General features: G+C 63.7%; 21 protein-coding genes. 12 read left to right on the plus strand and 9 right to left on the minus strand.

Annotation, left to right across the window (positions count from 1 at the left end; translation table 11 throughout):
* Window positions 1-57: 57 nt before the first annotated feature.
* Window positions 58-987 (minus strand): pseudouridine-5'-phosphate glycosidase, encoded by a 930-nt coding sequence (locus tag ACQ4W4_RS13130; protein WP_436542373.1) that lies wholly within the window; start codon window positions 985-987, stop codon window positions 58-60.
* Window positions 988-990: 3 nt separating this feature from the next.
* On the minus strand, window positions 991-2,148 hold the full coding sequence (locus ACQ4W4_RS13135) for a carbohydrate kinase (RefSeq protein ID WP_436542374.1): 1,158 nt from the start codon (window positions 2,146-2,148) through the stop codon (window positions 991-993).
* Window positions 2,149-2,513: 365 nt separating this feature from the next.
* On the opposite strand from ACQ4W4_RS13135, the gene xapA reads away from it, so the two are divergent.
* The 7 genes from xapA to ACQ4W4_RS13170 all read left to right on the plus strand — a co-directional run bounded on the left by xapA (window position 2,514) and on the right by ACQ4W4_RS13170 (window position 11,188).
* A complete protein-coding gene (gene xapA / locus ACQ4W4_RS13140) occupies window positions 2,514-3,353 on the plus strand; it encodes a xanthosine phosphorylase (RefSeq protein ID WP_436542375.1) in 840 nt (279 codons plus the stop codon).
* A 116-nt stretch (window positions 3,354-3,469) separates the two neighbouring features.
* Window positions 3,470-4,663, plus strand: coding sequence for a phosphopentomutase (locus ACQ4W4_RS13145; protein ID WP_077400032.1), 1,194 nt, complete (start codon window positions 3,470-3,472; stop codon window positions 4,661-4,663).
* Window positions 4,660-5,619: a deoxyribose-phosphate aldolase gene (gene deoC / locus ACQ4W4_RS13150; protein ID WP_071079274.1), complete on the plus strand. Its 960-nt coding sequence runs from the start codon at window positions 4,660-4,662 to the stop codon at window positions 5,617-5,619. Before ACQ4W4_RS13145 ends, deoC begins: the two co-directional genes overlap by 4 nt.
* Before the next feature lie 12 nt (window positions 5,620-5,631).
* Complete coding sequence (locus tag ACQ4W4_RS13155) at window positions 5,632-8,013, plus strand: aldehyde dehydrogenase family protein (RefSeq protein WP_436542376.1); 2,382 nt, start codon at window positions 5,632-5,634, stop codon at window positions 8,011-8,013.
* A gap of 116 nt (window positions 8,014-8,129) precedes the next feature.
* Complete coding sequence (gene deoA, locus ACQ4W4_RS13160; RefSeq protein ID WP_436542377.1) at window positions 8,130-9,452, plus strand: thymidine phosphorylase; 1,323 nt, start codon at window positions 8,130-8,132, stop codon at window positions 9,450-9,452.
* 106 nt (window positions 9,453-9,558) lie between these two features.
* Complete coding sequence (locus ACQ4W4_RS13165; protein ID WP_436542378.1) at window positions 9,559-9,969, plus strand: cytidine deaminase; 411 nt, start codon at window positions 9,559-9,561, stop codon at window positions 9,967-9,969.
* Between the two features lie 7 nt (window positions 9,970-9,976).
* Window positions 9,977-11,188, plus strand: a complete 1,212-nt coding sequence (locus ACQ4W4_RS13170; RefSeq protein ID WP_436542379.1) for a nucleoside deaminase — start codon at window positions 9,977-9,979, stop codon at window positions 11,186-11,188.
* A gap of 1 nt (window position 11,189) precedes the next feature.
* Here ACQ4W4_RS13170 and ACQ4W4_RS13175 read toward each other — a convergent pair whose 3' ends face one another.
* From ACQ4W4_RS13175 to ACQ4W4_RS13190, 4 genes are all read right to left on the minus strand, one after another.
* On the minus strand, window positions 11,190-12,353 hold the full coding sequence (locus ACQ4W4_RS13175; protein WP_436542380.1) for a dipeptidase: 1,164 nt from the start codon (window positions 12,351-12,353) through the stop codon (window positions 11,190-11,192).
* Window positions 12,354-12,364: 11 nt separating this feature from the next.
* Window positions 12,365-12,787 (minus strand): VOC family protein, encoded by a 423-nt coding sequence (locus tag ACQ4W4_RS13180; protein ID WP_436542381.1) that lies wholly within the window; start codon window positions 12,785-12,787, stop codon window positions 12,365-12,367.
* 160 nt (window positions 12,788-12,947) lie between these two features.
* Window positions 12,948-13,217, minus strand: a complete 270-nt coding sequence (locus ACQ4W4_RS13185) for a hypothetical protein (RefSeq protein WP_436542382.1) — start codon at window positions 13,215-13,217, stop codon at window positions 12,948-12,950.
* 142 nt (window positions 13,218-13,359) lie between these two features.
* Window positions 13,360-13,842, minus strand: a complete 483-nt coding sequence (locus ACQ4W4_RS13190; RefSeq protein WP_436542383.1) for a hypothetical protein — start codon at window positions 13,840-13,842, stop codon at window positions 13,360-13,362.
* Window positions 13,843-14,152: 310 nt separating this feature from the next.
* Here ACQ4W4_RS13190 and ACQ4W4_RS13195 point away from each other — a divergent pair, with 310 nt between their 5' ends.
* Window positions 14,153-15,088: a choice-of-anchor A family protein gene (locus ACQ4W4_RS13195; RefSeq protein ID WP_436542384.1), complete on the plus strand. Its 936-nt coding sequence runs from the start codon at window positions 14,153-14,155 to the stop codon at window positions 15,086-15,088.
* Window positions 15,089-15,134: 46 nt separating this feature from the next.
* Here the strand turns inward: ACQ4W4_RS13195 and ACQ4W4_RS13200 are convergent, their stop codons facing one another.
* The 3 genes from ACQ4W4_RS13200 to ACQ4W4_RS13210 form a co-directional block, all read right to left on the minus strand.
* Window positions 15,135-16,103 carry an IS1595 family transposase gene (locus ACQ4W4_RS13200; RefSeq protein ID WP_436542385.1) on the minus strand — a complete coding sequence of 323 codons (969 nt, stop codon included), beginning with the start codon at window positions 16,101-16,103 and terminating at the stop codon, window positions 15,135-15,137.
* Between the two features lie 69 nt (window positions 16,104-16,172).
* The gene (locus tag ACQ4W4_RS13205) at window positions 16,173-16,868 is read right to left on the minus strand and encodes a TetR/AcrR family transcriptional regulator (RefSeq protein WP_436542386.1); all 696 of its coding nucleotides are present in this window, start codon (window positions 16,866-16,868) and stop codon (window positions 16,173-16,175) included.
* A gap of 10 nt (window positions 16,869-16,878) precedes the next feature.
* Window positions 16,879-18,348: an aminotransferase-like domain-containing protein gene (locus ACQ4W4_RS13210; protein ID WP_436542387.1), complete on the minus strand. Its 1,470-nt coding sequence runs from the start codon at window positions 18,346-18,348 to the stop codon at window positions 16,879-16,881.
* A 199-nt stretch (window positions 18,349-18,547) separates the two neighbouring features.
* On the opposite strand from ACQ4W4_RS13210, the gene aptA reads away from it, so the two are divergent.
* Genes aptA through preA form a run of 4 tightly spaced genes read left to right on the plus strand, consistent with a single transcriptional unit; the run spans window position 18,548 to window position 24,067 of the window.
* Window positions 18,548-19,864, plus strand: a complete 1,317-nt coding sequence (gene aptA / locus ACQ4W4_RS13215) for an omega-aminotransferase AptA (protein WP_436542388.1) — start codon at window positions 18,548-18,550, stop codon at window positions 19,862-19,864.
* Between the two features lie 8 nt (window positions 19,865-19,872).
* Window positions 19,873-21,375: a CoA-acylating methylmalonate-semialdehyde dehydrogenase gene (locus ACQ4W4_RS13220; RefSeq protein WP_436542389.1), complete on the plus strand. Its 1,503-nt coding sequence runs from the start codon at window positions 19,873-19,875 to the stop codon at window positions 21,373-21,375.
* A gap of 47 nt (window positions 21,376-21,422) precedes the next feature.
* On the plus strand, window positions 21,423-22,790 hold the full coding sequence (locus tag ACQ4W4_RS13225; protein WP_436542390.1) for an NAD(P)-dependent oxidoreductase: 1,368 nt from the start codon (window positions 21,423-21,425) through the stop codon (window positions 22,788-22,790).
* Window positions 22,790-24,067 (plus strand): NAD-dependent dihydropyrimidine dehydrogenase subunit PreA, encoded by a 1,278-nt coding sequence (preA, locus tag ACQ4W4_RS13230; protein ID WP_436542391.1) that lies wholly within the window; start codon window positions 22,790-22,792, stop codon window positions 24,065-24,067. The genes ACQ4W4_RS13225 and preA overlap by 1 nt, the downstream gene beginning before the upstream one ends.
* Window positions 24,068-24,260: the final 193 nt, after the last annotated feature.

The raw sequence follows: 24,260 nt of genomic DNA on the forward strand, positions 1-24,260 counted from the left end.
CGATGGAACGGCGCGCGGACCGGTAACGGCGCGCGCGCTTTCATTACAGCAGTTCTATTATCGTGCCACGACCGCCTGCATGGCAATGGCCAGCGCGGTGCCGACCTGGGCATTGTGCTTGACCAGGGCGATATTCGTCGCCAGGCTGCGGCCATCCGTCAGTTGCTTGATGCGCGACAACAGGAAAGGCGTGACCTGCTTGCCCTTCACGCCACCCGCGTCCGCTTCCTGCAAGGCTTGCGTGGTGATGGCGTCGATCTCTTCCTTCGGCATCGCTTGCGCGGCGGGAACGGGGTTGCTGACGATCACGCCGCCTTTCAAGCCCAGCTGCCACTTGGTGCCGATGAAGGCGGCCTGCTCGGCGGCCGTATCGAGGCGGAAATCGGCCTTGAAGCCGCTTTCGCGCGTGAAGAAGGCGGGGAAACCTTCCTGGCCCACGCTGATGACGGGCACGCCATGGGTTTCCAGGTATTCCAGGGTCAGGCCGATGTCGAGGATGGATTTGACGCCCGCGCAGACGACGGCCACCGACGTGTGCGCCAATTCCTGCAAGTCGGCCGAAATGTCGAAGCTCGTTTCCGCGCCGCGGTGCACGCCGCCGATGCCGCCCGTGACGAACACGGCAATGCCGGCCAGTTCCGCGCAGATCATGGTGGCGGCCACGGTGGTGGCGCCCAGTTTACCCTGCGACAGCACGAACGGCAGGTCGCGGCGGCTGACCTTCATGGCGTCGGGCGAGGTGCCCAGCAGTTCGAGCTGCTCGGGCGAGAGGCCCACGCAGATCTTGCCGCCGATGATGGCGATGGTGGCCGGCACGGCGCCGCCGTCACGGATGATCTGTTCCATTTCGCGCGCCATTTCCACGTTTTGCGGATATGGCATGCCATGCGAAATGATGGTCGATTCCAGCGCCACGATGGCCTTGCCGGCGGCGCGCGCGGCGAGCACTTCTTGCGAGAACGAGAGGAAATTATTCAGTTGCGTCATGTGTCAATCCTGTTGAAAGAGGGTAGGGGGAGGCGGCGCCAGGTCGGCGTCGTCGATGTCGTCGAGGGCGTCGGCCGAAATATGGGGCGAGACGGTGGCGGCCGATTCCAGGGTCATGGCCGCCAGCTTCAGGCCGCGCCGGCACGCCAGTTTCAAGTCGCTGCTGTCGTGGTAGAGCGACCAGCAGACGGCGGCGGAAAACGCGTCGCCGGCGCCTGTCACGTCGACGGCGTCCACTTCGCGCGCGGCCAGGTGGACGATGGGCGCGTCCAGGCTGTCGCCGTCGGTGAAATACACGCCTTCGCCGCCGCAGGTGACGATCACCTGGCGCGCGCCCTGGCGCTGCACTTCGCGGCAGGCGGCGCGCACTTCAAACGCCGTGGGCAAGGCGCGCGCCACGCGCGTTTCCAGCTCGCCCCGGTTCAGGATCAGCAGATGCAAACCCGTCAGGTCTTGCGGCAGGTGCGCCATCTTCGGCTGCGAGACGGCGACGATCACCAGGGGCGTCGCGTGGGCCGCGTCCTGGCGCGCGTCGGCCAGCAGCGCCTGCACGCTGTCGTGGCCCAGGTTCAGGTCGCAGACGGTGAGGGCGGCGGCGGCGCGCTGCGGCTGGCGGCTGTGCAGAAAGGCCGGGGTCAGCTGTTCGTACAGTTGCATGTTGGCCATCGCCAGCAGCATTTCGCCATGTTCGTCGAGCACGGCCGTGTAAGTGCCGCTGCTGGTGTTGCTCAGGTGCAGGCTGCCGCGCATGTCGATGCCCGCGTCTTCCGCGTGCGTCTGCAGGGCGTGGCCGGCCGCGTCATCGCCCAGCGCCGTCAGCAGGGCGACGGGAATCGACAATCGGGCCAGGTTTTCCGCGATGTTGCGGCCCACGCCGCCAAATACTTCTTCCGAGCGCACGGGATTCGAGGTGCCCATCTGCAGGGTGGCGAGGGTGCGCATCTTGCGGTCGAGGTTGGCGGCGCCGATGCACAGCACCGGGCGGCTGTCGGGCAGCACGTAGGCGCGTCCCAGCAGGCGTCGCTCGCGGATCAAGCCGGCGATGTGGCCGGCGACGGCCGAGCGCGACAAGCCCAGCTCGCTCGCCAGGTCTTGCTGCGAGATGAAGGGGTTGTTGCGGATCAGCGCGTACAACTGGTCTTTTTTATTGGTATCGGTCACAAGGTTTCGCTGAAGGGTTAAACATTTGTCTTGGACTGTAAACATTTGTCCGATTGGTGTCAAGCGTGTGCCAAGTACGCAGAAAAAACCTTCGTATGGAGCTTGTATGCATGCATTTCCCGGGCATGGCGGGCCTGGGCTAGCCTCGACTATAATATCGGCCATTTATATTTGAATTGTATAAATGGGTAAGAAAAATGGTATTTGCCATACATATTCCGTTTGATGCATAGTGGCGGCAAATAGAGGCATACGCATTTCGATATACCAGTACCACCATACATACCCGCTACCTGGGCCGCAGTCCATACCGGCACGGCCATGCGGGCAGCAACCCATCATCATTAGTCAATCAGAGGATAACCATGTCGAACAACACCCCTTTCCACGCCGCCGAAATCATCCGTGCCCGCGCTCCTGAAAATTTCAAGCCGCGCGTGGCGATGATCCTCGGCTCCGGCCTGGGCGTGTTGGCCGAGCAGATGACGGACGCCGTCAGCATCAGCTTTGACGAATTGCCCGGTTTCCCGATCAGCACCGTGCACGGCCATGCGGGCGAGCTGGTGGTCGGCACCTTGTCGGGCGTCGCCGTCGTCTGCATGAAGGGCCGTGGCCACTTCTATGAAGGCTATGGCATGGGCGTGATGACGAGCGCCATCCGCACCCTGAAACTGCTGGGCTGCGAAATGCTGTTCGTTACCAACGCCGCCGGTTCCCTGCGCCCTGAAGTGGACGCCGGCAGCCTGGTGGCCATCAGCGACCATATCAACCTGCTGCCAGGCACGCCGATGGTCGGCCCGAACGACGACCGCTTCGGCCCGCGCTTCTTCAGCATGGCCAACGCCTACGATGCGGATCTGCGCAAGCTGGTCAAGGACACGGCAGCGGCCAGCGGCATCACCCTGCACGAAGGCGTGTTCGTCGCCTACCCGGGCCCGAACTTCGAGACGGCCGCCGAAATCCGCATGATGGCCCGCCTGGGCGCCGACACGGTCGGCATGTCGGTGGTGCCGGAAGTGGTCTCGGCGCGCCATTGCGACCTGAAAGTGGTGGGTGTGTCCGTCATCACCAACCTGGCCGAAGGCATGTCGCCATTCGCCCTGTCGCACGAACAAACCTTGAAATACGCGGCCATCGGCGCGAAAGACCTGGTCAAGCTGATCCTCGCTTTCCTGGCCAAAGTCGCTGAAAAACCGCAAGCCTAAGCACTTTTTTACGCAGTAGCGGCGCGCCGGCCACCGGCGCTGCCGCGCGGCAGACCGGCACAATCCGGCCTACACTGTCCGCATCACCCCGCATCATTCCTAAAGCGAGCCTTATCATGTCACGCGCATTTATCCTCCTGCTTGATTCCTTCGGCCTTGGCGCGACGCCAGACGCCGCCAAGTATGGCGACGCAGGTGCCAATACCTTTGGCCACATTGCCAGCACTGTCGCCAAAAGCGGCAAGACCTTGAAACTCCCGAACATGGAACGCCTGGGCCTGGGCGCCGCGGCGCACCTGGCCAGCGGCGAATGGGCCACGGGCTTCGACCAGCGCGACGGTTTCACCGGCGCCTACGGCGCGGCGCGCGAGCGCTCCACCGGCAAGGACACGCAGAGCGGCCATTGGGAAATCGCCGGCGTGCCCGTCGAATTCGACTGGGGATATTTTCCCCGCACCACGCCATCGTTCCCCGCCGACCTGACCGACAAACTGAAAGCCATGTCCGGCGTGCCCGGCTTCCTCGGCGACTGCCATGCCTCGGGCACGGACATCATCAACAAGCATGGCGATGAACACGTCGCCACCGGCAAGCTGATTATCTACACGTCGGGCGACTCGGTGATGCAGATCGCCGCGCACGAAGAATCGTTCGGCCTCGAACGCCTGTACGACGTGTGCGAAATGGCCTTCAAGCTGGTCGAGCCCTACAACATCGGCCGCGTCATCGCCCGCCCGTTCACCGGCAGCAACGGCAACTACACGCGCACGTCCAACCGCCACGATTATGCGGTGGCGCCGCCAAGCAAGACCCTGCTCGACCACGTCAAGGATGCGGGCGGCGAAGTCGTCGGCCTGGGCAAGATCAGCGACATTTTCGCCACCCAGGGCATTTCCAGAGTGGTGAAGGGCGTCGACAACATGGCGTTGTTCGAAGCGCTGTTGAAGACGGCCGATGAAGTGCAGGACAAGTCGCTCACTTTCGTGAACTTCGTCGATTTCGACCAGGCGTTCGGCCACCGCCGCAACGTCGAAGGCTATGCCGACGCGCTGCGCGAAATGGATGCGCGCCTGCCGGAATTCATGGCCAAGCTCAAGGAAGGCGACCTGGTCGTGATCACCGCCGACCATGGCTGCGACCCCACCTGGCACGGCTCCGACCACACCCGCGAACACATTCCGATGATCTTCTTCGGTCCCGGCGTCGCTCCGCGCGCACTGGGCATTTCCGAGACGTTCTCCGATATTGGCCAAACCCTCGCCAAGCACCTTGGCGTACCACCACTTGCTAATGGAACCAGCTTGTTATGACACTCATGCACCCCGAATTCAAGCGTAACGAGGCCGTTGGCCTCGACCTGGGCTGGATCAACCAGATCCGCGTCAACCGCGCCGCGACAGACCGCCGCGCGGCCAGCCTGGCGAACCGCCGCACGGTGAAAAAGGAATACCAGGCCGCCTGGCTGGTGAAAGCCATCCAGATGATCGACCTGACCACCCTGGGCGGCGACGATACGCCGGGCCGCGTGGAGCGCCTGTGCATGAAGGCCATGCGCCCGCTGCGCGCCGACCTGATGGACGCGCTGGGCCTGACGCAGTTGAGCACCGGCGCCGTGTGCGTGTACCACGAGATGATCGCCCCGGCCGTGAAAGTCATCCAGGGCCGCCTGCCCATCGCCGCCGTGTCGACGGGTTTCCCGGCCGGCCTGACGAGCATGGAAACGAAGCTGCGCGAGATCGAATTGTCGGTCGCCGCCGGCGCTTCCGAGATCGATATCGTCATCACGCGCCAGCACGTCCTGAACGGCAACTGGCAAGTGCTGTACGACGAAATGCTGGCCTATCGCAAGGCGTGCGGCGAAGCGCACGTGAAGGCGATTCTCGCCACGGGCGACCTGCTGACCATGGAAAACGTGGCCAAGGCCTCGTGGGTCTGCATGATGGCGGGCGCCGATTTCATCAAGACTTCCACCGGCAAAGAGGGCGTGAACGCCACCATCCCCGTGGCCCTGACGATGGTGCGCACGATTCGCGAATACCACGAGCAGACGGGCTTCCAGGTGGGCTTCAAGCCGGCCGGCGGCGTCAGCTCGGCCAAGAGTGCGCTGCAATACCTGACCCTGATGAAGGAAGAACTGGGCAACGAATGGCTGCAGCCGCACCTGTTCCGCATCGGCGCTTCCAGCCTGCTGACCGACATCGAGCGCCAGCTCGAGCACTACGTCACCGGCAGCTACTCGGCCAATCATCGTCACGCACAACCTTAAAGAACAATCGTCATGCCAACAATTAACGAGATTCTCACTACTATGGACTACGGCCCTGCTCCCGAAAGTCAAAAAGAAGCGCAGGCGTGGCTCGACGGCCACCAGCGCACATTCGGTCTGTTCATCGACAATACCTGGAGCGAGCCGGCCGAGCTGTTCGCCTCGACCAATCCTGCCGACGGCACGCAACTGGCCGAGCTCACGCAAGCGAGCGACGCGGACGTGGAACGCGCCGTGGCAGCGGCGCGCCGCGCGCTGCCCGTCTGGCAGGGCATGGGCGGCCACGGCCGCGCGAAAGTCATGTACGCGCTGGCCCGTTTGCTGCAAAAGCATTCGCGCCTGTTCGCCGTGCTTGAAACCCTGGACAACGGCAAGACCATCCGCGAAACGCGCGATATCGACCTGCCGCTGGCCGCGCGCCATTTCTACCATCACGCCGGCTGGGCGCAGCTGCAGTCGGAAGAATTCGCCGACTACCGCGCCGTGGGCGTGGTGGGCCAGATCGTGCCGTGGAATTTCCCCCTGCTGATGCTGTCGTGGAAAATCGCCCCGGCCCTGGCGGCCGGGAACACGGTCGTCTTCAAACCGGCCGAATTCACGTCGCTGACCGCCATGCTGTTCGCCGAACTGTGCGTGCAGGCGGGCGTGCCGGCCGGCGTGGTCAACATCGTCACAGGCGACGGCCGCGTGGGCTCGGCCATCGTCAACCATCCTGGCGTCGACAAGATCGCGTTTACGGGTTCGACGGAAGTGGGCCGTTTGATCCGCGTAGCGACGGCCGGCAGCGGCAAGAAGCTGTCGCTGGAATTGGGCGGCAAGTCGCCGTTCATCGTCTTCGAAGACGCGGACCTCGATGGCGCCGTGGAAGGCCTGGTCGATTCGATCTGGTTCAACCAGGGGCAAGTGTGCTGCGCCGGTTCGCGCCTGCTGGTGCAGGAATCGATCCAGGAACGCTTCCTGAACAAGGTACGCGCGCGCATGGAAAACCTGCGTCTCGGCTCGCCGCTGGACAAATCGATGGACGTGGGCGCGCTGGTTGACCCCGTGCAGCGCCAGCGCATCGCCGCGCTGGTCGATTCGGCCCGTGCCGAAGGCTGCGACGTGTGGCAACCGGCGTGCGAACTGCCGGCTGACGGCTCGTGGTTCCCGCCTACCCTGATCACGGGCGCGTCGACGTCGGCTGCCGTGGCACAGGCTGAAATCTTCGGCCCCGTGCTGGTGGCCATGAGCTTCCGCACACCGCCCGAAGCGGTGCAGCTGGCGAACAACACGGTGTACGGCCTGGCCGCCAGCGTGTGGACCGAGTCGATCAGCCTGGCCCTCGATATCGCGCCCGCCATCAAGGCTGGCGTGGTGTGGATCAACAGCGCCAACCAGTTCGACGCGGCCTGCGGCTTCGGCGGCTACCGTGAATCGGGCTTCGGCCGTGAAGGCGGCCGCGAAGGCATGCTGGAATACATGACGGCCCTGGCCGAAGATGCGCGTCCGGCCCTGCCTGTGGTGGAAGCGAAAGCCAAGGCCAATGCGAAGCCGGCGCCAGCCGATCCGTTCGCCATCGACCGCACGGCCAAGATGTACATCGGCGGCAAGCAGGCGCGCCCTGACAGCGCCTACAGCGCGCCGGTATTTGGCGCGAACGGCGCCCTGCTGGCCGAGGTGGGCGTGGGCAGCCGCAAGGACATCCGCAACGCCGTCGAAGCGGCGCACAAGGCGTCCGGCTGGACCAGCGCCACGGCGCACAACCGCGCGCAAGTGCTGTATTACATCGCTGAAAACCTGGCCGCGCGCGCCGACGAATTTGCCGCCCGCATCGCCGCCATGACGGGCAGTAAAAATCCCGAGAAGGAAGTGCAGGCATCGATCGAACGCCTGTTCTACTACGCCGCCTGGGCCGACAAGTACGACGGCCTGGCGCACCAGCCGCCCACCAAGGGCATCACCGTGGCGTTGAACGAAGCCGTTGGCGTGATCGGCATCGTCTGCCCGAACGAAGCGCCTTTGCTCGGCTTCATCTCGTTGGTGGCGCCGGCCATCGCGCTGGGCAACCGCGTGGTGGTGGTGCCGTCGGAAGCGCATCCGCTCTCCGCGCTGGACCTGTACCAGGTGTTCGACACGTCCGACTTGCCGGGCGGCGTCGTCAACATCATCAGCGGCAACGCCGATGAACTGGCGCGCACCCTGGCCACGCACGCCGACATCGACGCCGTCTGGCGCCATGACGGCTCCGCTGACGGTTGCGCGGAAGTCGAGCGTCTGTCGGCAGGCACCCTGAAGCGCACCTGGGTCGGCGGCGCCAAAGGCCGCGACTGGTACAGCGCTGCGCAAAGCGGTGGCCGTGCCGTGCTGGCGCATGCGTCGCAGGTGAAAAACGTGTGGATTCCTTACGGCGTTTAACTGACTGATCATTGGAATTGCAAAGCTGGGGTCAGACCCGTCGGGGGGATACGCCAATGGGCGTATCCCGATCCCGCAGGGACTGACCCCAAACCTATTCTTATTGGAGTTATTCCATGTTTTTAATCCAGGAAATCATCCGCAAGAAGCGCGACAAGGGCGTGCTGAGCGCCGAGGAAATCCAGTTTTTCGTGCGCGGCATCACTGACGGCAGCGTCAGCGAAGGGCAGATCGCGGCGCTGGGCATGGCCGTCTATTTCAACGACATGAACATGGACGAGCGCGTGGCGTTCACCCTGGCCATGCGCGATTCCGGCCAGGTGCTGGATTGGCGTTCGCTGAACTTGCCGGGCCCCATCGTCGACAAGCATTCGACGGGCGGCGTGGGCGACGTGGTCTCCCTGCTGCTGGGCCCCATGGTCGCCGCGTGCGGCGGCTACGTGCCGATGATCTCGGGCCGCGGCCTGGGCCATACGGGCGGCACCCTCGACAAGTTCGACGCCATCCCCGGTTACTGCACGGTGCCGGACAATGCATTGTTCCGCAAGGTGGTGCAGGACATCGGCGTGGCCATCATCGGCCAGACGGCGCAGCTGGCGCCGGCCGACAAGCGTTTCTACAGCATCCGCGACGTCACCGCCACGGTGGAATCGGTGGCCATGATCACCGGCTCCATCCTGTCGAAGAAACTGTCGGCCGGGCTGGACGCGCTGGTGATGGACGTGAAAGTGGGCACGGGCGCCTTCATGCCGACCTACGACAAGTCGGTGGAACTGGCCGAGAGCATCGTCGCCGTCGGCAATGGCGCGGGCATGCAGACGTCGGCGATTTTGACGGACATGAACGAATCGCTGGCGCCGTACGCCGGCAATGCGCTGGAAGTGCGCGGCGCCATGGATTACCTGACGGGCCGGTCGCGTCCCGCGCGCCTGCACGAAGTGACCCTGGCGCTGTGCGCCGAGATGCTGGTGCTGGGCGGCCTGGCTGCCACCGAAGAGGAAGCGCGCGTAAAGTTGATCGGGGCCCTCGATTCGGGGGCGGCGGCAGAGCGCTTTGCGCGCATGGTGTCGGCCCTGGGCGGCCCGGCGGATCTGGTCGAACATCCTGATAAACACCTGGAACAGGCGCCGTTCGTCGTGCCGGCGCCGGCGCTGTCGGCCGGCTTTGCCAACGTGCGCGATTGCCGCGCCATCGGCCTGGCCGTCGTCGCCTTGGGCGGTGGCCGCCGCCGTCCGAGCGACAGCATCGATTTCGCCGTCGGCCTGACGGACCTCGTGGGACTGGGCGAGCGAGTGGCCGTTGGCCAGCCGCTGGCCATGGTCCACGCGCGCACGGCAGCGGCGGCGCAGCAAGCCGTCAGGGAAATCCAGGAAGCGTTTGCCATCGGCGCGGTGGCGCTGGCGGCCAATCCGGTGATTTACCGTACCATTCGTCCGTAAAGTAACACTGGGGTCAGACCCCCGTTTGTGATGGCGCTGAACCATGTGTCGGCGGTGTTGAGGGGCTGACCCCGGCCTTAATGATTTCAAAGGTATTGCAGAAAAGATGAACAACCAAGAACTGATCGCCGAAGCCAACGCCGGCCGTGAACTGGCCTACGCGCCATACTCGCGTTTCAAGGTGGGCGCGGCGCTGCTGTGCAAGGATGGCCGCGTCTTCCGCGGCTGTAACGTGGAAAATGCCGCCTATGGCCTGTGCAATTGCGCCGAGCGCACGGCGTTTTTCAGCGCCATCGCGCATGGCTGCAAACCGGGCGACTTCGCCAGACTGGCCGTCACGGGCGACACGGCGGAACCGATTTCGCCATGCGGCGCCTGCCGCCAGGTGATCTTCGAGATGGGCGGCGCCGACCTGCCGGTGATCCTGACGAACCTGAAAAACGATGTCTTGGAAGTGACGGCGGGCTGGCTGCTGCCGCACGGTTTCGGCAGTTCCGACCTGGACATGAAACCATAGGGCTGGTTTGAACAAGACGATCGACATCCAGGCCGCCGTGGCGATTGCCGCGGCCGAAGCCATGGCCGCCAAGACGCAGGGCACCTTCGGCGTGGGCGGCGTGCTGCTCGACGGCGCCGGCAACGTGCTGCAATCGATGCACAACAACGTCGTGCGCCAGGGCCTGGTGTTCGACCCCACCGCGCATGGCGAGCGCCAGCTGGTGGACTGGTATTTCGCCGAGCGGGCCAAGGGCACGCCCCTGCCGCCGCCGGGCGAACTGACCATCGTCACTTCGCTCGACCCCTGCTGCATGTGCACGGGAGCGATTCTGGCCGCCGGTTTCAACGTGGTCGTGGCTGCGCCCGACGTCAAGGCGGGCATCAACTACGATGGCGGCGCCACGTTTACGGCCTTGCCGGCGCCGCTGCAGGCGCAGGCCGGCCGCAGTTTTTGCTATCCGGCCGTGCGCGGCGCCACCGAGTATGCGCGCCTGCCGTCCGGCGCCGCGCCCAAATCTTTTTTCATCGGCAAGAGCATCCATGAGGCGACGCAGGCACTGTGCTCGCTCGTGTTCGAGTCGACATCGGCGCAGGTGATGCAGCTGCTGAACGCCGGCGACGACGTGCAGCTGCGCGATCCCGCCACCTTGCCGTCCGAGCATGCCGTGGTGCGCGCCTTGCGCCGCCGCTATCCAGACGCCCTGACTTACCGCTGCGAACCGCATGCGCCCGATGCGGGCCTGGCGCCATTCCTGCAGGCGGCCATGGAGCAGGACGTGCGCGATGGCGGCCAGGGCGACGCGGCCGCCTTGCTCGATTCCTTCGGCAACCTGCTGCTGTGCATGCCGGGCAAGTTGAACCAGTCGGCCATCCGCACGCCGTTCATGGAGTGCACGCGCCAGTATGCTCAGCTGCGTTTTGAATTGATGGCGAATGCGGCGCCGGCGCTGCAGGAGGAAATCAAAAGCTACCTGGGTCATCCCAAGCATGGCACCTTCGTGCTGGCCGTCGGCCCGGACGACGGCGCCGCCAGTTTCATGACCCTGGGCGCCTACGGCTCCACCATGGAAGGGGCGCTGCCGGAGAATAATCCGGCACAGTTCCAGTACGTGCGTCCGGCCATGGCGCAAGACGCGCTGCTGGCGCTGTGCGAGTCGATGCCGCCGCTGTACCGCAAGCTGATACGCATCCGGCCGCGGCAGGTGGCGGACCAGGCCCTGGTCCGGGCGCTAGGCTAGTCTAGGCGTCGTCGTCGGGCAGGTTTTTCAGTAAGAAGTCACGCACGTTTTCGCCGGCCACGCGGCGGATCTGCGCCTCCGACAGGCCCGCGTCGAGCAGGGCCTGCGTCAGGCGCGGCAACCCGGTGGCGTCGATGGCCGTGGTGACGGCGCCGTCGAAGTCCGAACCATAGGCCACGTGTTCGGCGCCGATCATTTTTACCGCGTACTGGATGGCGCGCGCGATGGAGGCCACGTCCTTGCCGCAGACGGCGGTATTCCAGAAGCCGATACCCACTAGGCCGCCCTGGGCGGCGATGCGTTTCAGCTGGGCGTCACTGAGGTTGCGGCCGTTGGCGCAAGTGCCGCGCACGCCCGTGTGCGACACCATCACGGGGCGTTTCGCCATCGTCAACACGTCGTCGATGGTGGCCGGCGAGGCGTGCGCCAGGTCGACGATCATCTTGCGCTGCTCCATGGCGCGCAGCCATTGCCGGCCCAGCGGCGTCAATCCGCCTTTCTTCAAGCCGTGCTGGGAGCCGGACAGTTCCGTGTCGAAGAAATGCGTGGGCGCGGCCATGCGGTAGCCGGCCCGGTACAGGGTATCGAGATTGTCCAGCTTGCCTTCGAGCGCATGCGCGCCTTCCAGTGTCAGCCAGCCGGCCAGCAGGGCGGGGTCTTGTTCGCGCGCGGCGATGAAGCTGCGCAGCTGGGAGCGGCTGCCGATGACGCGCATCTTGCCGTGACTCTTGGCCGCTTGCTGGCGCAGTTCGTCGGCCTGGTAAGTAGCGCGCGCCAGCAGGCTGTTCCAGGTGGCGGGCGGCAAGCCTTGCGCCACCACCAGGGCCGTAATGTTGTCCGTATCGCTGCCATTGCGCTCGATATTCATCTTGCGCGGCGTCTTGGTGACGACGGAAAAGGCTTGCAGCGCCACGTTGGCCCGCTGCAGGCGGGGAAAGTCGACGTGGCCGCGCTGGCTGTCGCGGTTCAGGTCGCGTTGCCACAGCAGGCTGTCGGCGTGCAGGTCGGCGATCCACAGGCTCTGATGCAGGGCCACAGTGGCTGCCGACGGCGCCTTGCCGGACGGGGGATGGGTGCGGTTGAGATGTTCGTCGACGAGGACGGGAGCGGACAGGAAACCGCCGATCAGCACAAGGCTGGCGGCGGTGAGGGTGCTGATAATCATTGTTCTCCGTTTTACCATGGATCGTAGGTGCCCAGGCTCCAGATGTGGCCTTCCGGGTCGCGGCAGGTAAAGCCGCGTCCACCGTAATCTTCATCCTTGATGTCGAGCACGATCTCGGCGCCGGCTTCGCGCGCGCTGCGGTAGACGGCGTCGGCATCGTTGACGACCAGGTAGCAGTTTTGCGTGTTGGCGCCGCCGATGTCGCCGGGCAGTTTCATCAGGCGGCCATAGTCGCTGTCGAGGGCGGGCGCCACCATGACCATGCCATTGCCAAAGCTCAGTTGCGCATGGGCGACACCACCATTGCCGTCAGGCACGATCAATTGTTTTTCAAAACCGAGCGCCTTGCACAGCCATTCGATGGCGGCGGGCGCGTCGCGGTAACGCAGGCAGGGAATAGTGGTAGCTGCTGTAACTTTTGCTGTCGTGGTCATCAGAAAACTCCTATGGCTGAGGGGGAGTAGCTTCGATCATGGATACTGCGTAGCGTTCCGTATCAAATCCCTCCATTGGGATGGTTTTGATGCCCGTCAGTGCCGCGCCCATCCATAGTGCCATAGAACCATCATTGCACTCTTGCCACGACGCAAATTTTTATTGCGGCGAATGCTGCGAGCCCGACGCTTGCTGATCTGCGCCGGCATCGTCGTTGTTGCTTGCCCATCTCAGCAGCATGACGAGGGCAAACAGCATGATGGCCAACGGCAAGATGGTGATCAGGAACGCCAGGCCCAGGCAGCAGACCAGCAGCATGGGCCAGGACATGGTGCGCAAGGCAGCCATCCCCTGGCGCGCGTAAGCGCACAGTTCGTTCCAGAAAGCGCTGAAGGAAGTGCTGCCCGGTGCCGAATTGATGTCTTTCATGCCGTTCTCCTGTCGTGTGGGTGCCGCTGCCGTATGCATGCTGGCAATGAAACCACTATAGACAAATCCTTGCACCCGGGTATAGCGTATGCGACGAATGGCAGGAATGGCGGACCGAACGGCGAAAGGCAACGACAAACGGTTATTCGAATACCTTCAGTTTCAGCTGAAAACTGAGTGCGCCATACAGGCGGTCCTTGTAGGACGGCACGATGGCGATATTCACGCCCACGCGCTGGTATTCATAGCTGATGGTGGGGACCAGGGCCGGGAACCAGCCGCCATCGCGCATCTTCGGATAGCCGCTGAAGCCGCCGACGACGGCGCCGATGCGCAGCGGGCCCACCTTGATCGGCTGGTAGTACATGCCCAGGTAATTCGAGTAGGCGCGGTCGCTATTGTAGAAGCGGCCGGCCGTGACCGACGCGACCGTGGAGAAGCGGTATTCGGCGCCCAGGCCCGGATTGCTGTCGTTTAGGTTCTTGTCGCGCTGAAAGTGATACGAATAAAAGCCCGCGTTGAGCCAGGTTTCGCTGAGGGGCTGGTTGTCGATCATGTTAAACACGTCGGCGTGTGCGCCGCAGGCATATGCCAGCATCAGTGCGCCTAGGGACAATCGTTTCATGCGTGCTTCATCCTTATGATTTCATACTCTGTGGACTCGCCTGGTCTGGCGCTGCCGCGATCGTATCACCAAGTTGGCTGCGCTTCTAAGCAATATTGAAAGTACAGAACAGACGGCTGTTTGCCCGTCTGTTTCCAGCGTCATCCGGATGGCTGGGGCGTCCTCCGGGCTGCGTCAGGAGAATGATTCTCATTGTGCAACTATGTTTGCATAATTATTATAAAAGTTGTTGGTTTGCGACATCTCAAATCAGATAGATATGATATTCTGGCGTCAAGTTAATTTTCTTTTTGGAAATAAAATGTCAATCATGCCTAAATCATCATTCGTTCTCGTTTTGTCGACCGTGTTTGCCGCCGGCGCCGCGCAAGCCGGTGTTGTGGATTTGGGCATCGGTGGCGCCAATTTGTATTCCCTGAGTAACTTCAGCGCCTCCGGCAGCGATGTCGAAGGCGGCGTGCTGGTGGCCGGTAACATGACGGCATCGAACTATTCGGTCAATGACAAGAACAAGGATGCCTACGTCACGCATGGCAACACCGGCTATGCGCTGGTCGTTGGCGGCAACCTGAACTACAGCTCCGGCTCGATCAAGAACGGCAATTACTATGTGGGCGGCAGCACGACGACGAGCAGCGTGGGCCTGAACACTGCAAGCAAGACCACGGTGTCGCCCGTGTCGTTCGCCGCGACGTCGGCGCAGCTGAAAAACACCTCGACCTCGCTGGCGAAAGTGGCGTCCACGGGCAGCAGCTCGGTGGCCTATGGCGGCATGACCCTGACGGGCGGCACGGGCAAAGTGCAGGTGTTCGACCTGACTTCCGCGGCGCTGGGCTCGGTGAACAACTTCAAGTTCAGCAACCTGCACACGAACGACACCCTGATCCTCAATATCAGCGGCACGAATGTGAACCTGTCCGGCGGCTACGGCGATTTCAGCAAATACAATGTGCTGTATAACTTTTACGAAGCGAAGAACCTGACCTTGAACGGCGTGGGCCTGTACGGCAGCATCCTGGCGCCGCTGGCGACCCTGGCCGGTGGCAATGGCCAGATCAACGGCAGCGTGGCGGTGGGGAACTGGGCCTCGAACATCCAGGTCAATGCGAACCATTATTTCAACGCCACCAACGTGTCCGGTTATGTGTCGGCCGTGCCGGAACCGGAAACCTATGCGATGCTGCTGGCAGGCCTGGGCATGATCGGCTTCATGGCGCGCCGCCGCAAGAGCAAGACGGCAGCGTAAGCGTTCGCGCTGTCCAGAAAACCGCCTTCAAGGCGGTTTTTTTTGGCTATGTCACCGTCAGATGTGGGAATGCCCCCAGCGTTGCTTTCAATAACGTTTCTGGTGAGCGGATGCGCCTGGCGTCGAGTATCCAGCGCCAGCCCAGGTAGTTTGGCAAATAGCGCGTGGCCACGCCGTGAAACGGCCTTAACCATTCTCGCAAGCGGCTGTGATACGCATTGACGTTCTGCACGTGCGCGGCGCCCTGCACGCGGATGCCGGCGCGCACATTAACGGCCTGGTGGCTGAGGCCCGCTTCCCGCGCAAACGCCCGGTAGGCGGCATGGCCATCCGTGACCAGCAGGATATCCTGGTCGATGACAGGCAACAAACAGCGGTGCAGCTGCGCCTTCGTCAGTTGCCCTTTGCCCGCGACGAAATCGAGGGTCTGGCCCGTGCGGTCGCGCGCCACCAGGATGCAGACCTGTTCATTGGAAATGCCACGCTGGCGGGCATGACCGCCCCGGCGGCGGGCAGGACGCGTCATCTGCCTGGAGCCCTTTTCTGATTCCAGCACATATAGCTCGTCGGCCTCGGCGATGCCATGCAGGCCGTGCGGCCGGTCTGTTTTTGCCAACGATAAAAACCGGTGGCGCCAGCGAAACGTGGTGTTGCGGTGCACGCCCAATTGTAGCGCCGCCTTGCGCACGGAATCCGATGCAAGCAAGCAATCGGCGTAGTCGAGCCACAACGATTTATGGCGCAGGCGTGCCAGCGGCGTCCCCGTCAAGGCATTGAAGGTGCGTCCGCAAGGCACGCAGCGGTAGCGCTGCAGGCCGTGCGCATGGCCATGCCGGTGCAGGTGAGCCGAACGGCAGGCGGGACAGGCCAAACGCGGCTGCGCCACGCCCTCCAGCAGCGCGACGATCGCGTCGTGTGATGTGTTGCCACGCAGCAGGTCCATGCCTGCCTGCCGCTGGCGCCGGTTCAACTGCGCAAACTGGGCGATAAAATGGATCCATTCGGCTGGCTGCATGATCTGCTCCCTGTATGGTGAATATGCAGAGTCAGACAGCACAGCCAACGGAAGATTCCGGCATTTCCCCTATTTTACGAGGACAGAGCCTTTTTTTTCGCCTGTTGCCGGCATGGCCACGGCCGCCAGCACCATGTGCGCGATCAGGATTTCGGCGTCCTCATAGTCCTTGCGCGTGAGGTGCTTGCGTTCCAGCACCAGGGCCATCTGCGCCGAAAAATCCGCATACGATTGGGTCATCGCCCAGATGGCGAACATCAGGTGCGTGGCGTTGACGGGCGCGATCTTGCCGGCCGCGATCCACGCTTCGAAGACGGCGATATCCTTGCGCAGCAGGGGCACGACCCGGTCGCGTATCTGCGTGCCGTACAGGGGCGCGCCATTGATCACTTCCAGCGCATACACGCGCGAGGCCCACGGCTGTTCGCGCGAAAACCGCAGCTTGGCGCCGATGTAAGCGCGCAGCACGTCGCGCGGCTCGTCGTGTTCATTGGCCAGCATGTCCATGCGCGCCAGCCAGTCGTCGAGCACGTCGTCGAGCACGCGCTGGTACAGCAGCTGCTTGGACGGGAAGTAATACATCAGGTTTTGCTTCGACAGGCCGGCCCGTTCGGCGATGGTGGCGATCGAGGCGCCCTCATAGCCGCATTCCGCGAACGCGCGCACGGCCTGTTCCAGGATGTCCGCTTCCAGGCGGTCGCGGTTTTGCAAACGCCGGCCGCCGGCATTTTTCACGGAAATGACAGGGGATTTGTCGCTGGCCATGGCGGGGTCTTTAGCGTGGGCGGATCGATTGCAGGAATGCCTGCAGCACGGGGGTATCGGTGTAGGCCACGTTGAAGCGGAACCACACCGTCGCGGGCGCGCGCAGCATGAAAAATTCGTTCGGCGACAGCAGGATGCCCGCCTTCAAGGCCATGTCGGCGATGATCTTGCCATTCCATTCCGGCGTTTGCACGTCAGGCCAGCCGGCGCTGACGAACATGCCGCCGCGGGGCCGCGCCACGGGCGCCATGCCCGCCTGCGCCAGGCAGTCGATGCTGCGCTCGCGGGCCGCCTCGAGCTGCGCAACGAGCCGTTCGACCATGCGCTTGTAGGGCCGCGCGCAGACGGCGTGGTAGACGGCGCGCTCGTTGATTTCCGACGTCGTCAGTCCCGCCAGCATTTTTACGCGCACCAGTTCGGCCACCAGCGGCGGGGAGGCGCAAATCGATCCCACGCGCAGCACGGGCGAGAGGGTCTTGGAAAAACTGCCCACGCGGATCACGCGGCGCAAGCCGTCCATGGCCGCCAGCGACGCTTCGCCGCGCGCCGCCAGTTCGCGGTAGATATCGTCTTCCACCAGCCAGAAATCGAATTGCTCGGCCAGTGCCAGCAGGCGGTGCGCCTGCGCCTGGCTGAGCGAGGTGCCGAGCGGATTTTGCAGCACCGTGTTGACGAACATCAGCTTGGGCTGCGTGCGCGCCGCTTCGCTGGCCAGCGCATCGAGATCGAGGCCCGCCTCGCCACGTGCAATGCCCACGGGGATGCAGCCGTGGTGGCGGATGAGCGACTGCAGATTGCTGTAGCCGGGGTCTTCCACCAGCACCGTGTCGCCCGGCTTGGTCAGGCTGCGCAGGATCAAGTCAAAGGCATGCGTGGCGCCGTGCGTCAGCAGGACCTGGTCCGGTTCCACCTGGAACAGCTCTTCCGACAGGCTGCTTGCCAGGTGCTGGCGCAGCGAGGGAAAGCCCAGCGGATGGCCGTAGCCGCGCAGCCGGCTGGCGGGAATGCGCATGGCCTGGCGCACGGCATCGAGCACGGTCGCTTCGCCATACATCTCGGGCGGCAGCCAGCCGGCGCCCACGGGCAGGGCGTCGGACACGCCCGAATACAGGTCCGGCGTGAGGGCGTCGATGGCGGTGGGGCTGGCAAGGGTGTTGGCAATGAGGGCCGCCTGCGGCGAGGCGGCGACATCGTGGCGCGCGACGAAATAGCCGGAACCGCGCCGCGACGACAGCAAGCCAAGGTTGACCAGGCGGTCATACGATTCGACGACGGTAAACGTCGACACGCCATTGCAGCGGGCGAACTGGCGCACGGACGGCATGCGCGTGCCGATGCGCAGGGCGCGGCTGCCCACCATGACGCTGATGGCGAGGACGATCTGCTCGACGAGGCCGCCTTTCTTATGGCGGTCGATGTCCAGCACGGGCCAGCCACTGCCTTGCTCGGGGGCATCGTCTGTGCTGTCGCTGTGCTTCACGGTGGCTCCTTATGCTGCCTTGCACAAAACTGTAGTGGTTTTTCAACCTGTACGGTTGGAATACTTTGCCGTTTGTGTATCTGTGCCATTGGGGATGGCCTGTCTATTATTACATCAGCTTTTTGCCAACTGGTAAAATATTTTACGCTTCGTCAAAAACGATCCTGGCCCCGCGCCAGCCCATCCCAAGGAGAAGGTCATGAACGAAACAAGGCCGGAATCGATGTCGGCATTCTGGATGCCGTTTACGAATAACCGCGATTTCAAGGCCAACCCGCGCTTGCTGGTGTCGGCCGAAGGCATGTATTACAAGGACGTCGATGGCAACAGCATCCTCGATGGCACGGCCGGCCTGTGGTGCGTGCCATGCGGCCATGCGCAGCCGAAAATCGTCGGCGCCATCCGCGAGATGGTGGGCCAGCTCGATTTCGCCCCCACCTTCCAGATGGGCCATCCGGCCGCCTTCGACCTGGCGGAAAAACTGATGGACTACACGGGCCACAAGTTCGGCCACGTGTTCTATACGAACTCCGGTTCCGAGGCCGTCGACACGGCGTTGAAGATCGCGCTGGCCTACCACCGGGCGCGCGGCGAGGGTGCACGCACTCGCCTGATCGGCCGCGAACGCGGCTACCACGGCGTGGGTTTCGGCGGCATTTCCGTGGGCGGCATCGGCGGCAACCGCAAGACTTTCGGCCCCTTGCTGCCCGGTGTGGACCACTTGCCGCACACGCACAACCTGAACAAGAACGCCTACGCGGTGGGCGAGCCCGAATACGGCACCCACCTGGCCGACGAACTCGAACGCATCGTCGCGCTGCACGACGCCTCGACGATTGCCGCCGTCATCGTCGAACCGGTGGCCGGTTCCACGGGCGTGCTGATCCCGCCGAAAGGCTATCTGAAACGCTTGCGCGAGCTGTGCACCAAGCACGGCATCCTCTTGATCTTCGATGAAGTGATCACGGGTTTCGGCCGCATGACGACGCCGTTCGCAGCCGACTATTTCGACGTCGAGCCGGACCTGATGACGACGGCCAAGGGCCTGACCAACGGCATGGTGCCGATGGGCGCCGTCTTCAGCAAAAAGTATATCCACGATGCCTTCATGGACGCGCCGCCCGGCATCGAACTGTTCCACGGCTATACGTATTCCGGCCACCCGCTGGCCTGCGCCGCCTCGCTGGCCACCCTGCAAGTGTTTGAGGAACAGGACATCCTGGGCCACGCCAAAGCGATGCAGGCGTATTGGAGCGACGCCGTGCATTCCCTGAAAGGCTTGCCGCACGTGATCGACTTGCGCAGCATCGGCCTGATCGCCGGCATCGAACTCGATCCCATCGCCGGCAAGCCCGGTACGCGCGCCTTCAACGCCTTCAAGCAGGCCTTCGCCGACGGCGTGCTGATACGCACGACGGGCGACATCATCGCCCTGTCGCCGCCGCTGGTGCTGGAAAAACAGCATATCGACGAGCTGTTCGGCAAGCTGGCCAAGGTATTAAAGAATCTCGACTAAGGAACACCATGAACACGCTCGACATCATCACCCACTACATCAACGGCGCCAAGGTCGACACCACCAGCGGCCGCTATGGCGACGTCTACAATCCCGCCCTGGGCGTACCCGTGGCCCGGGTGGCGCTGGGCACCGTGGAAGACGTGGACGCGGCCGTGCAGGCGGCGGCTGCCGCCTTTCCCTCGTGGTCGGCCACGCCGCCGCTGACGCGCGCCCGTGTCCTGTTCCGCTACCTGCAGCTGTGCCAGCAGCACACGGACGACTTTGCCGCCATGCTCACGCGCGAGCATGGCAAGACTTTTGCCGATGCGCAGGGCGAAGTGGCGCGCGGCATCGAGATGGTGGAATTTGCCGTCGGCATACCGCAATTGCTGAAGGGCGAATTCACGGACCAGATTTCGCGCGGCATCGATGCCTGGTCCATGCGCCAGGCGCTGGGCGTGGTGGCGGGCATCACGCCGTTTAACTTTCCCGTGATGGTGCCGATGTGGATGTTCCCGGTGGCGATTGCCTGCGGCAATACCTTCGTCCTGAAACCGTCCGAGCGCGATCCTTCCGCCTCCCTGCTGCACGCGAAATTGCTCAAGGATGCCGGCTTGCCCGACGGCGTCTTCAACGTGGTGCAGGGCGACAAGGTGACGGTCGACGCCTTGCTCGACCACCCCGTGGTGCAGGCGATCAGCTTTGTCGGCTCTACGCCGATCGCCGAATACATCTATGCGCGCGGCAGCGCCAGCGGCAAGCGCGTGCAAGCGCTGGGCGGCGCGAAGAACCACATGGTGGTGATGCCCGACGCGGACATGGAGATGACGGTCGACGCGCTGATCGGCGCGGCCTACGGATCGGCGGGCGAGCGCTGCATGGCCATCTCCGTCGTCGTGGCCGTGGGTGACGCGGGCGACAAATTGATCGATGCACTGGCAACGCGCACGGCCGCACTGAAAGTGCGCGACGGCATGCAGCATGGTGCGGAAATGGGACCGGTCGTGTCGCTGGCCGCCAAGCAGCGCATCGAAAAACTCATCGCCTCGGGCGTGGAGCAGGGCGCGACCTTGGTGGTCGATGGCCGCAACCATGTGGTGCCGGGCCGCGAGAACGGCTTCTTTGTCGGCGGCACCCTGTTCGACTATGTGACGCGCGACATGAGCATCTACAAGGAAGAGATTTTCGGCCCCGTGCTGTGCGTGCTGCGCTGTCCTGACGTCGTGCAGGCGGTGGAGCTGATCAACGCCAACGAGTATGGCAACGGCGTGGCCATCTACACGCGCGACGGCGGCGTGGCGCGCGAATTCGTGCGCCAGATCCAGGTCGGCATGGTGGGCGTCAACATCCCTTTGCCCGTGCCGATGGCCTTCAACAGCTTTGGCGGCTGGAAGCGCAGCATGTTCGGCGACCACCACGCCTATGGCCCCGAAGGCGTGCGTTTCTACACGCGCCACAAGGCCGTGATGCAGCGCTGGCCGAACACGGCAAGCGCTGGTGTGGAATTTGCTTTTCCCCAGATGAAGTAACGGTTTCACACTAACAGTCCACCGCAGGCCAAAAGAAGGAAAACGCGATGATCGAGTCCCTCAACTATTTGCCGCATCCCGCCCTGCCCAACGCCGAATTGGCGGGCCACTTCACGGACCTGGCGCCGCCCCTGACGACGCGCCAGGCCGCCATCGAAAGCGCCCGCTGCCTGTACTGCTACGACGCGCCGTGCAGCCGCATCTGTCCGTCGGAAATCGACGTGGCCAGCTTCATCCGCAATATCCACGACAGGAACATCAACGGCGCCGCCGCCGGCATCCTGAAGCAGAACATCCTGGGCGGCAGCTGCGCGCGCGTCTGCCCCACGGAAATCCTGTGCGAAGACGTCTGCGTGCGCAACCACGACGCGGAAAGCCAGCCCGTCAAGATCGGCCTCTTGCAGCGCTATGCCGTCGACCACATGAGGTTTGCGGCGCACCCTTTCAAACGGGCGGCAAGCACGGGCAAGACGATCGCCATCGTCGGCGCGGGACCGGCCGGCCTGTCGTGCGCGCACCGCCTGGCCATGCTGGGCCACGACGTGGTGATCTTCGAGAAGGAAGACAAGGCGGGTGGCCTGAATGAATACGGCATCGCCAAGTACAAGCTGACGGACGATTTCGCGCAAAAGGAAATCGACTTTCTGCTGGGCATAGGCGGCATCGAGATCCGATGTCGGCAGGCGCTGGGCGGGAACTTGCAGCTGCGCGATCTGCATGCGCAGTACGACGCCGTCTTCCTCGGCCTGGGCCTGGGCGCCAGCCGCAAGCTGGGCTTGACGGGCGAGGAGGCGCCGGGCTTGCTGGCCGCCGTCGATTACATCGCCGCGCTGCGCCAGGCGGACGACCTGGCCGCGCTGCCCGTGCCGAAACGGGCGCTTGTGATCGGCGCCGGCAATACGGCCATCGACATGGCCGTGCAGATACAGCGCCTGGGCGCCGAGGAAGTCACCCTGGTCTACCGGCGCGGCTTCGACGCCATGACGGCCACGCATCACGAACAGGAGATCGCCAAGGCGAACCAGGTGCGCATGCTGACGTGGGCCCAGCCGCAGCAGGTGTTGCTCGACGGCGAAGGCAAGGTGGCCGGCATGCGCTTCGAGAAGACCCGCATGCAGGGCACGCGCCTGGCGGGCACGGGCGAAACGTTCGACGTGGCGGCCGATGCCATCTTCAAGGCCATCGGCCAGAGCCTCGACACGGACGTGCTGCATGACCCGATGGCCTCATTGCTGAAACGCGAAGGTGACAAGATCGCCGTCGACGCAGGTTTTCGGACGGTGCTGCCGGGGATCTACGCGGGCGGCGACTGCGTGGCGCCGGGCCAGGACTTGACGGTGCAAGCCGTCCAGCATGGCAAGCTGGCCGCACTGGCCATCCATTCCGATCTGTTGAATAAAGTGGAGGCTGCATAATGGCTGATCTCAGCATCGAGTTTTGCGGCATCAAGGCGCCGAACCCCTTCTGGCTGGCGTCCGCACCGCCGACCGACAAGGCCTACAACGTGGTGCGCGCCTTCGAGGCAGGGTGGGGCGGCGTCGTGTGGAAGACGCTCGGTGAAGATCCTGCCGCCGTCAACGTCTCGTCGCGCTATTCCGCCCTGTACGGCAAGAACCGCGAAGTGGTCGGCTTCAATAACATCGAACTGATCACCGACCGTTCTCTGGAAATCAACCTGCGCGAAATCACGCAGGTGAAAAAGGACTGGCCCGACCGCGCCATGATCGTCTCCCTGATGCTGCCCTGCGAAGAGCACTACTGGGCCGACATCCTGCCCAAGGTCGAGGCGACGGGGGCGGACGGCATCGAACTCAATTTCGGCTGCCCGCACGGCATGCCGGAGCGGGGCATGGGCGCGGCCGTGGGCCAGGTGCCCGAGTATGTGCAGATGGTGACTGCCTGGTGCAAGAAGCACAGCAAACTCCCCGTCATCGTCAAGCTCACGCCCAACATCACGGACGTGCGCATGCCGGCGCGCGCGGCCAAGGCGGGAGGCGCGGACGCCGTCTCGCTGATCAATACCATCAATTCGATCACCTCGCTGGACCTGGACCGCATGGTGGCCTTGCCGATCGTAGGCGACGCCAGCACGCACGGCGGCTATTGTGGCTCTGCCGTGAAACCCATCGCCTTGAACATGGTGGCGGAAATCGCCCGCGATCCGCTGACGCGCGGCTTGCCCATTTCCGGCATCGGCGGCATCGGCAACTGGCGCGACGCGGCCGAATTCATCGCCCTGGGCGCCGGCTGCGTGCAGGTGTGCACGGCCGCCATGCTGCATGGCTTCCGCATCGTCGACGAAATGAAGGATGGCTTGTCGCGCTGGATGGATGAAAAGGGCTATGCGCGTATCAGCGACTTTTCCGGCAAGGCCGTGGCCAACACGACGGACTGGAAATACCTGGACATGAATTACCAGGTCATCGCGCAGATCAACCAGGACGACTGCATCAAATGCGGCAAGTGCTATGTGGCTTGCGAAGATACGTCGCACCAGTCGATTGCGCAGCTGATCGACGCCGCCGGCACGCGCATCTATGAAGTGATCAAGGAGGAATGCGTGGGCTGCAACCTGTGCGAAATCACCTGTCCGGTGCAGGGCTGCATCACGATGGTGCCGCAAGCCACGGGCAAACCGTACATGAACTGGACGCAGGATCCTCGCAACCCTCGGGCGTTGGTGACGGCCTAACATAAGCTACTGCGCGTCGCGCCTTGCGGCCTGTGATGCTCACCGTGCTCCAGCACGGTTGCGCTTCTCGGCCACAATTCGCTGCCGCTCGCTACGCTTCTGTTAGTCGTTGCAAGGCTGACGTCTGGCCAGGGAAATCCAAGGCACAGTTTTTGCGTACATTTATTTTGTAAACAGTTGCCCATCTTTGCAG

The organism is Janthinobacterium glycogeni, assembly GCF_051380725.1.
In the GTDB taxonomy this organism is placed as follows: domain Bacteria; phylum Pseudomonadota; class Gammaproteobacteria; order Burkholderiales; family Burkholderiaceae_D; genus Janthinobacterium.

Bases quoted from the DNA above. Each gene is read 5' to 3' on its own strand.
- ACQ4W4_RS13205 (WP_436542386.1), bottom strand. From the start codon at position 16,868: ATGGCCAGCGACAAATCCCCTGTCATTTCCGTGAAAAATGCCGGCGGC.
- deoC (WP_071079274.1), top strand. From the start codon at position 4,660: ATGACACTCATGCACCCCGAATTCAAGCGTAACGAGGCCGTTGGCCTC.
- ACQ4W4_RS13185 (WP_436542382.1), bottom strand. From the start codon at position 13,217: ATGAAAGACATCAATTCGGCACCGGGCAGCACTTCCTTCAGCGCTTTC.
- ACQ4W4_RS13180 (WP_436542381.1), bottom strand. From the start codon at position 12,787: ATGACCACGACAGCAAAAGTTACAGCAGCTACCACTATTCCCTGCCTG.
- ACQ4W4_RS13175 (WP_436542380.1), bottom strand. From the start codon at position 12,353: ATGATTATCAGCACCCTCACCGCCGCCAGCCTTGTGCTGATCGGCGGT.
- ACQ4W4_RS13200 (WP_436542385.1), bottom strand. From the start codon at position 16,103: ATGCAGCCAGCCGAATGGATCCATTTTATCGCCCAGTTTGCGCAGTTG.
- ACQ4W4_RS13220 (WP_436542389.1), top strand. From the start codon at position 19,873: ATGAACACGCTCGACATCATCACCCACTACATCAACGGCGCCAAGGTC.
- ACQ4W4_RS13130 (WP_436542373.1), bottom strand. From the start codon at position 987: ATGACGCAACTGAATAATTTCCTCTCGTTCTCGCAAGAAGTGCTCGCC.
- ACQ4W4_RS13195 (WP_436542384.1), top strand. From the start codon at position 14,153: ATGCCTAAATCATCATTCGTTCTCGTTTTGTCGACCGTGTTTGCCGCC.
- preA (WP_436542391.1), top strand. From the start codon at position 22,790: ATGGCTGATCTCAGCATCGAGTTTTGCGGCATCAAGGCGCCGAACCCC.
- ACQ4W4_RS13165 (WP_436542378.1), top strand. From the start codon at position 9,559: ATGAACAACCAAGAACTGATCGCCGAAGCCAACGCCGGCCGTGAACTG.
- ACQ4W4_RS13145 (WP_077400032.1), top strand. From the start codon at position 3,470: ATGTCACGCGCATTTATCCTCCTGCTTGATTCCTTCGGCCTTGGCGCG.
- deoA (WP_436542377.1), top strand. From the start codon at position 8,130: ATGTTTTTAATCCAGGAAATCATCCGCAAGAAGCGCGACAAGGGCGTG.
- aptA (WP_436542388.1), top strand. From the start codon at position 18,548: ATGAACGAAACAAGGCCGGAATCGATGTCGGCATTCTGGATGCCGTTT.
- ACQ4W4_RS13190 (WP_436542383.1), bottom strand. From the start codon at position 13,842: ATGAAACGATTGTCCCTAGGCGCACTGATGCTGGCATATGCCTGCGGC.
- ACQ4W4_RS13155 (WP_436542376.1), top strand. From the start codon at position 5,632: ATGCCAACAATTAACGAGATTCTCACTACTATGGACTACGGCCCTGCT.
- ACQ4W4_RS13225 (WP_436542390.1), top strand. From the start codon at position 21,423: ATGATCGAGTCCCTCAACTATTTGCCGCATCCCGCCCTGCCCAACGCC.
- xapA (WP_436542375.1), top strand. From the start codon at position 2,514: ATGTCGAACAACACCCCTTTCCACGCCGCCGAAATCATCCGTGCCCGC.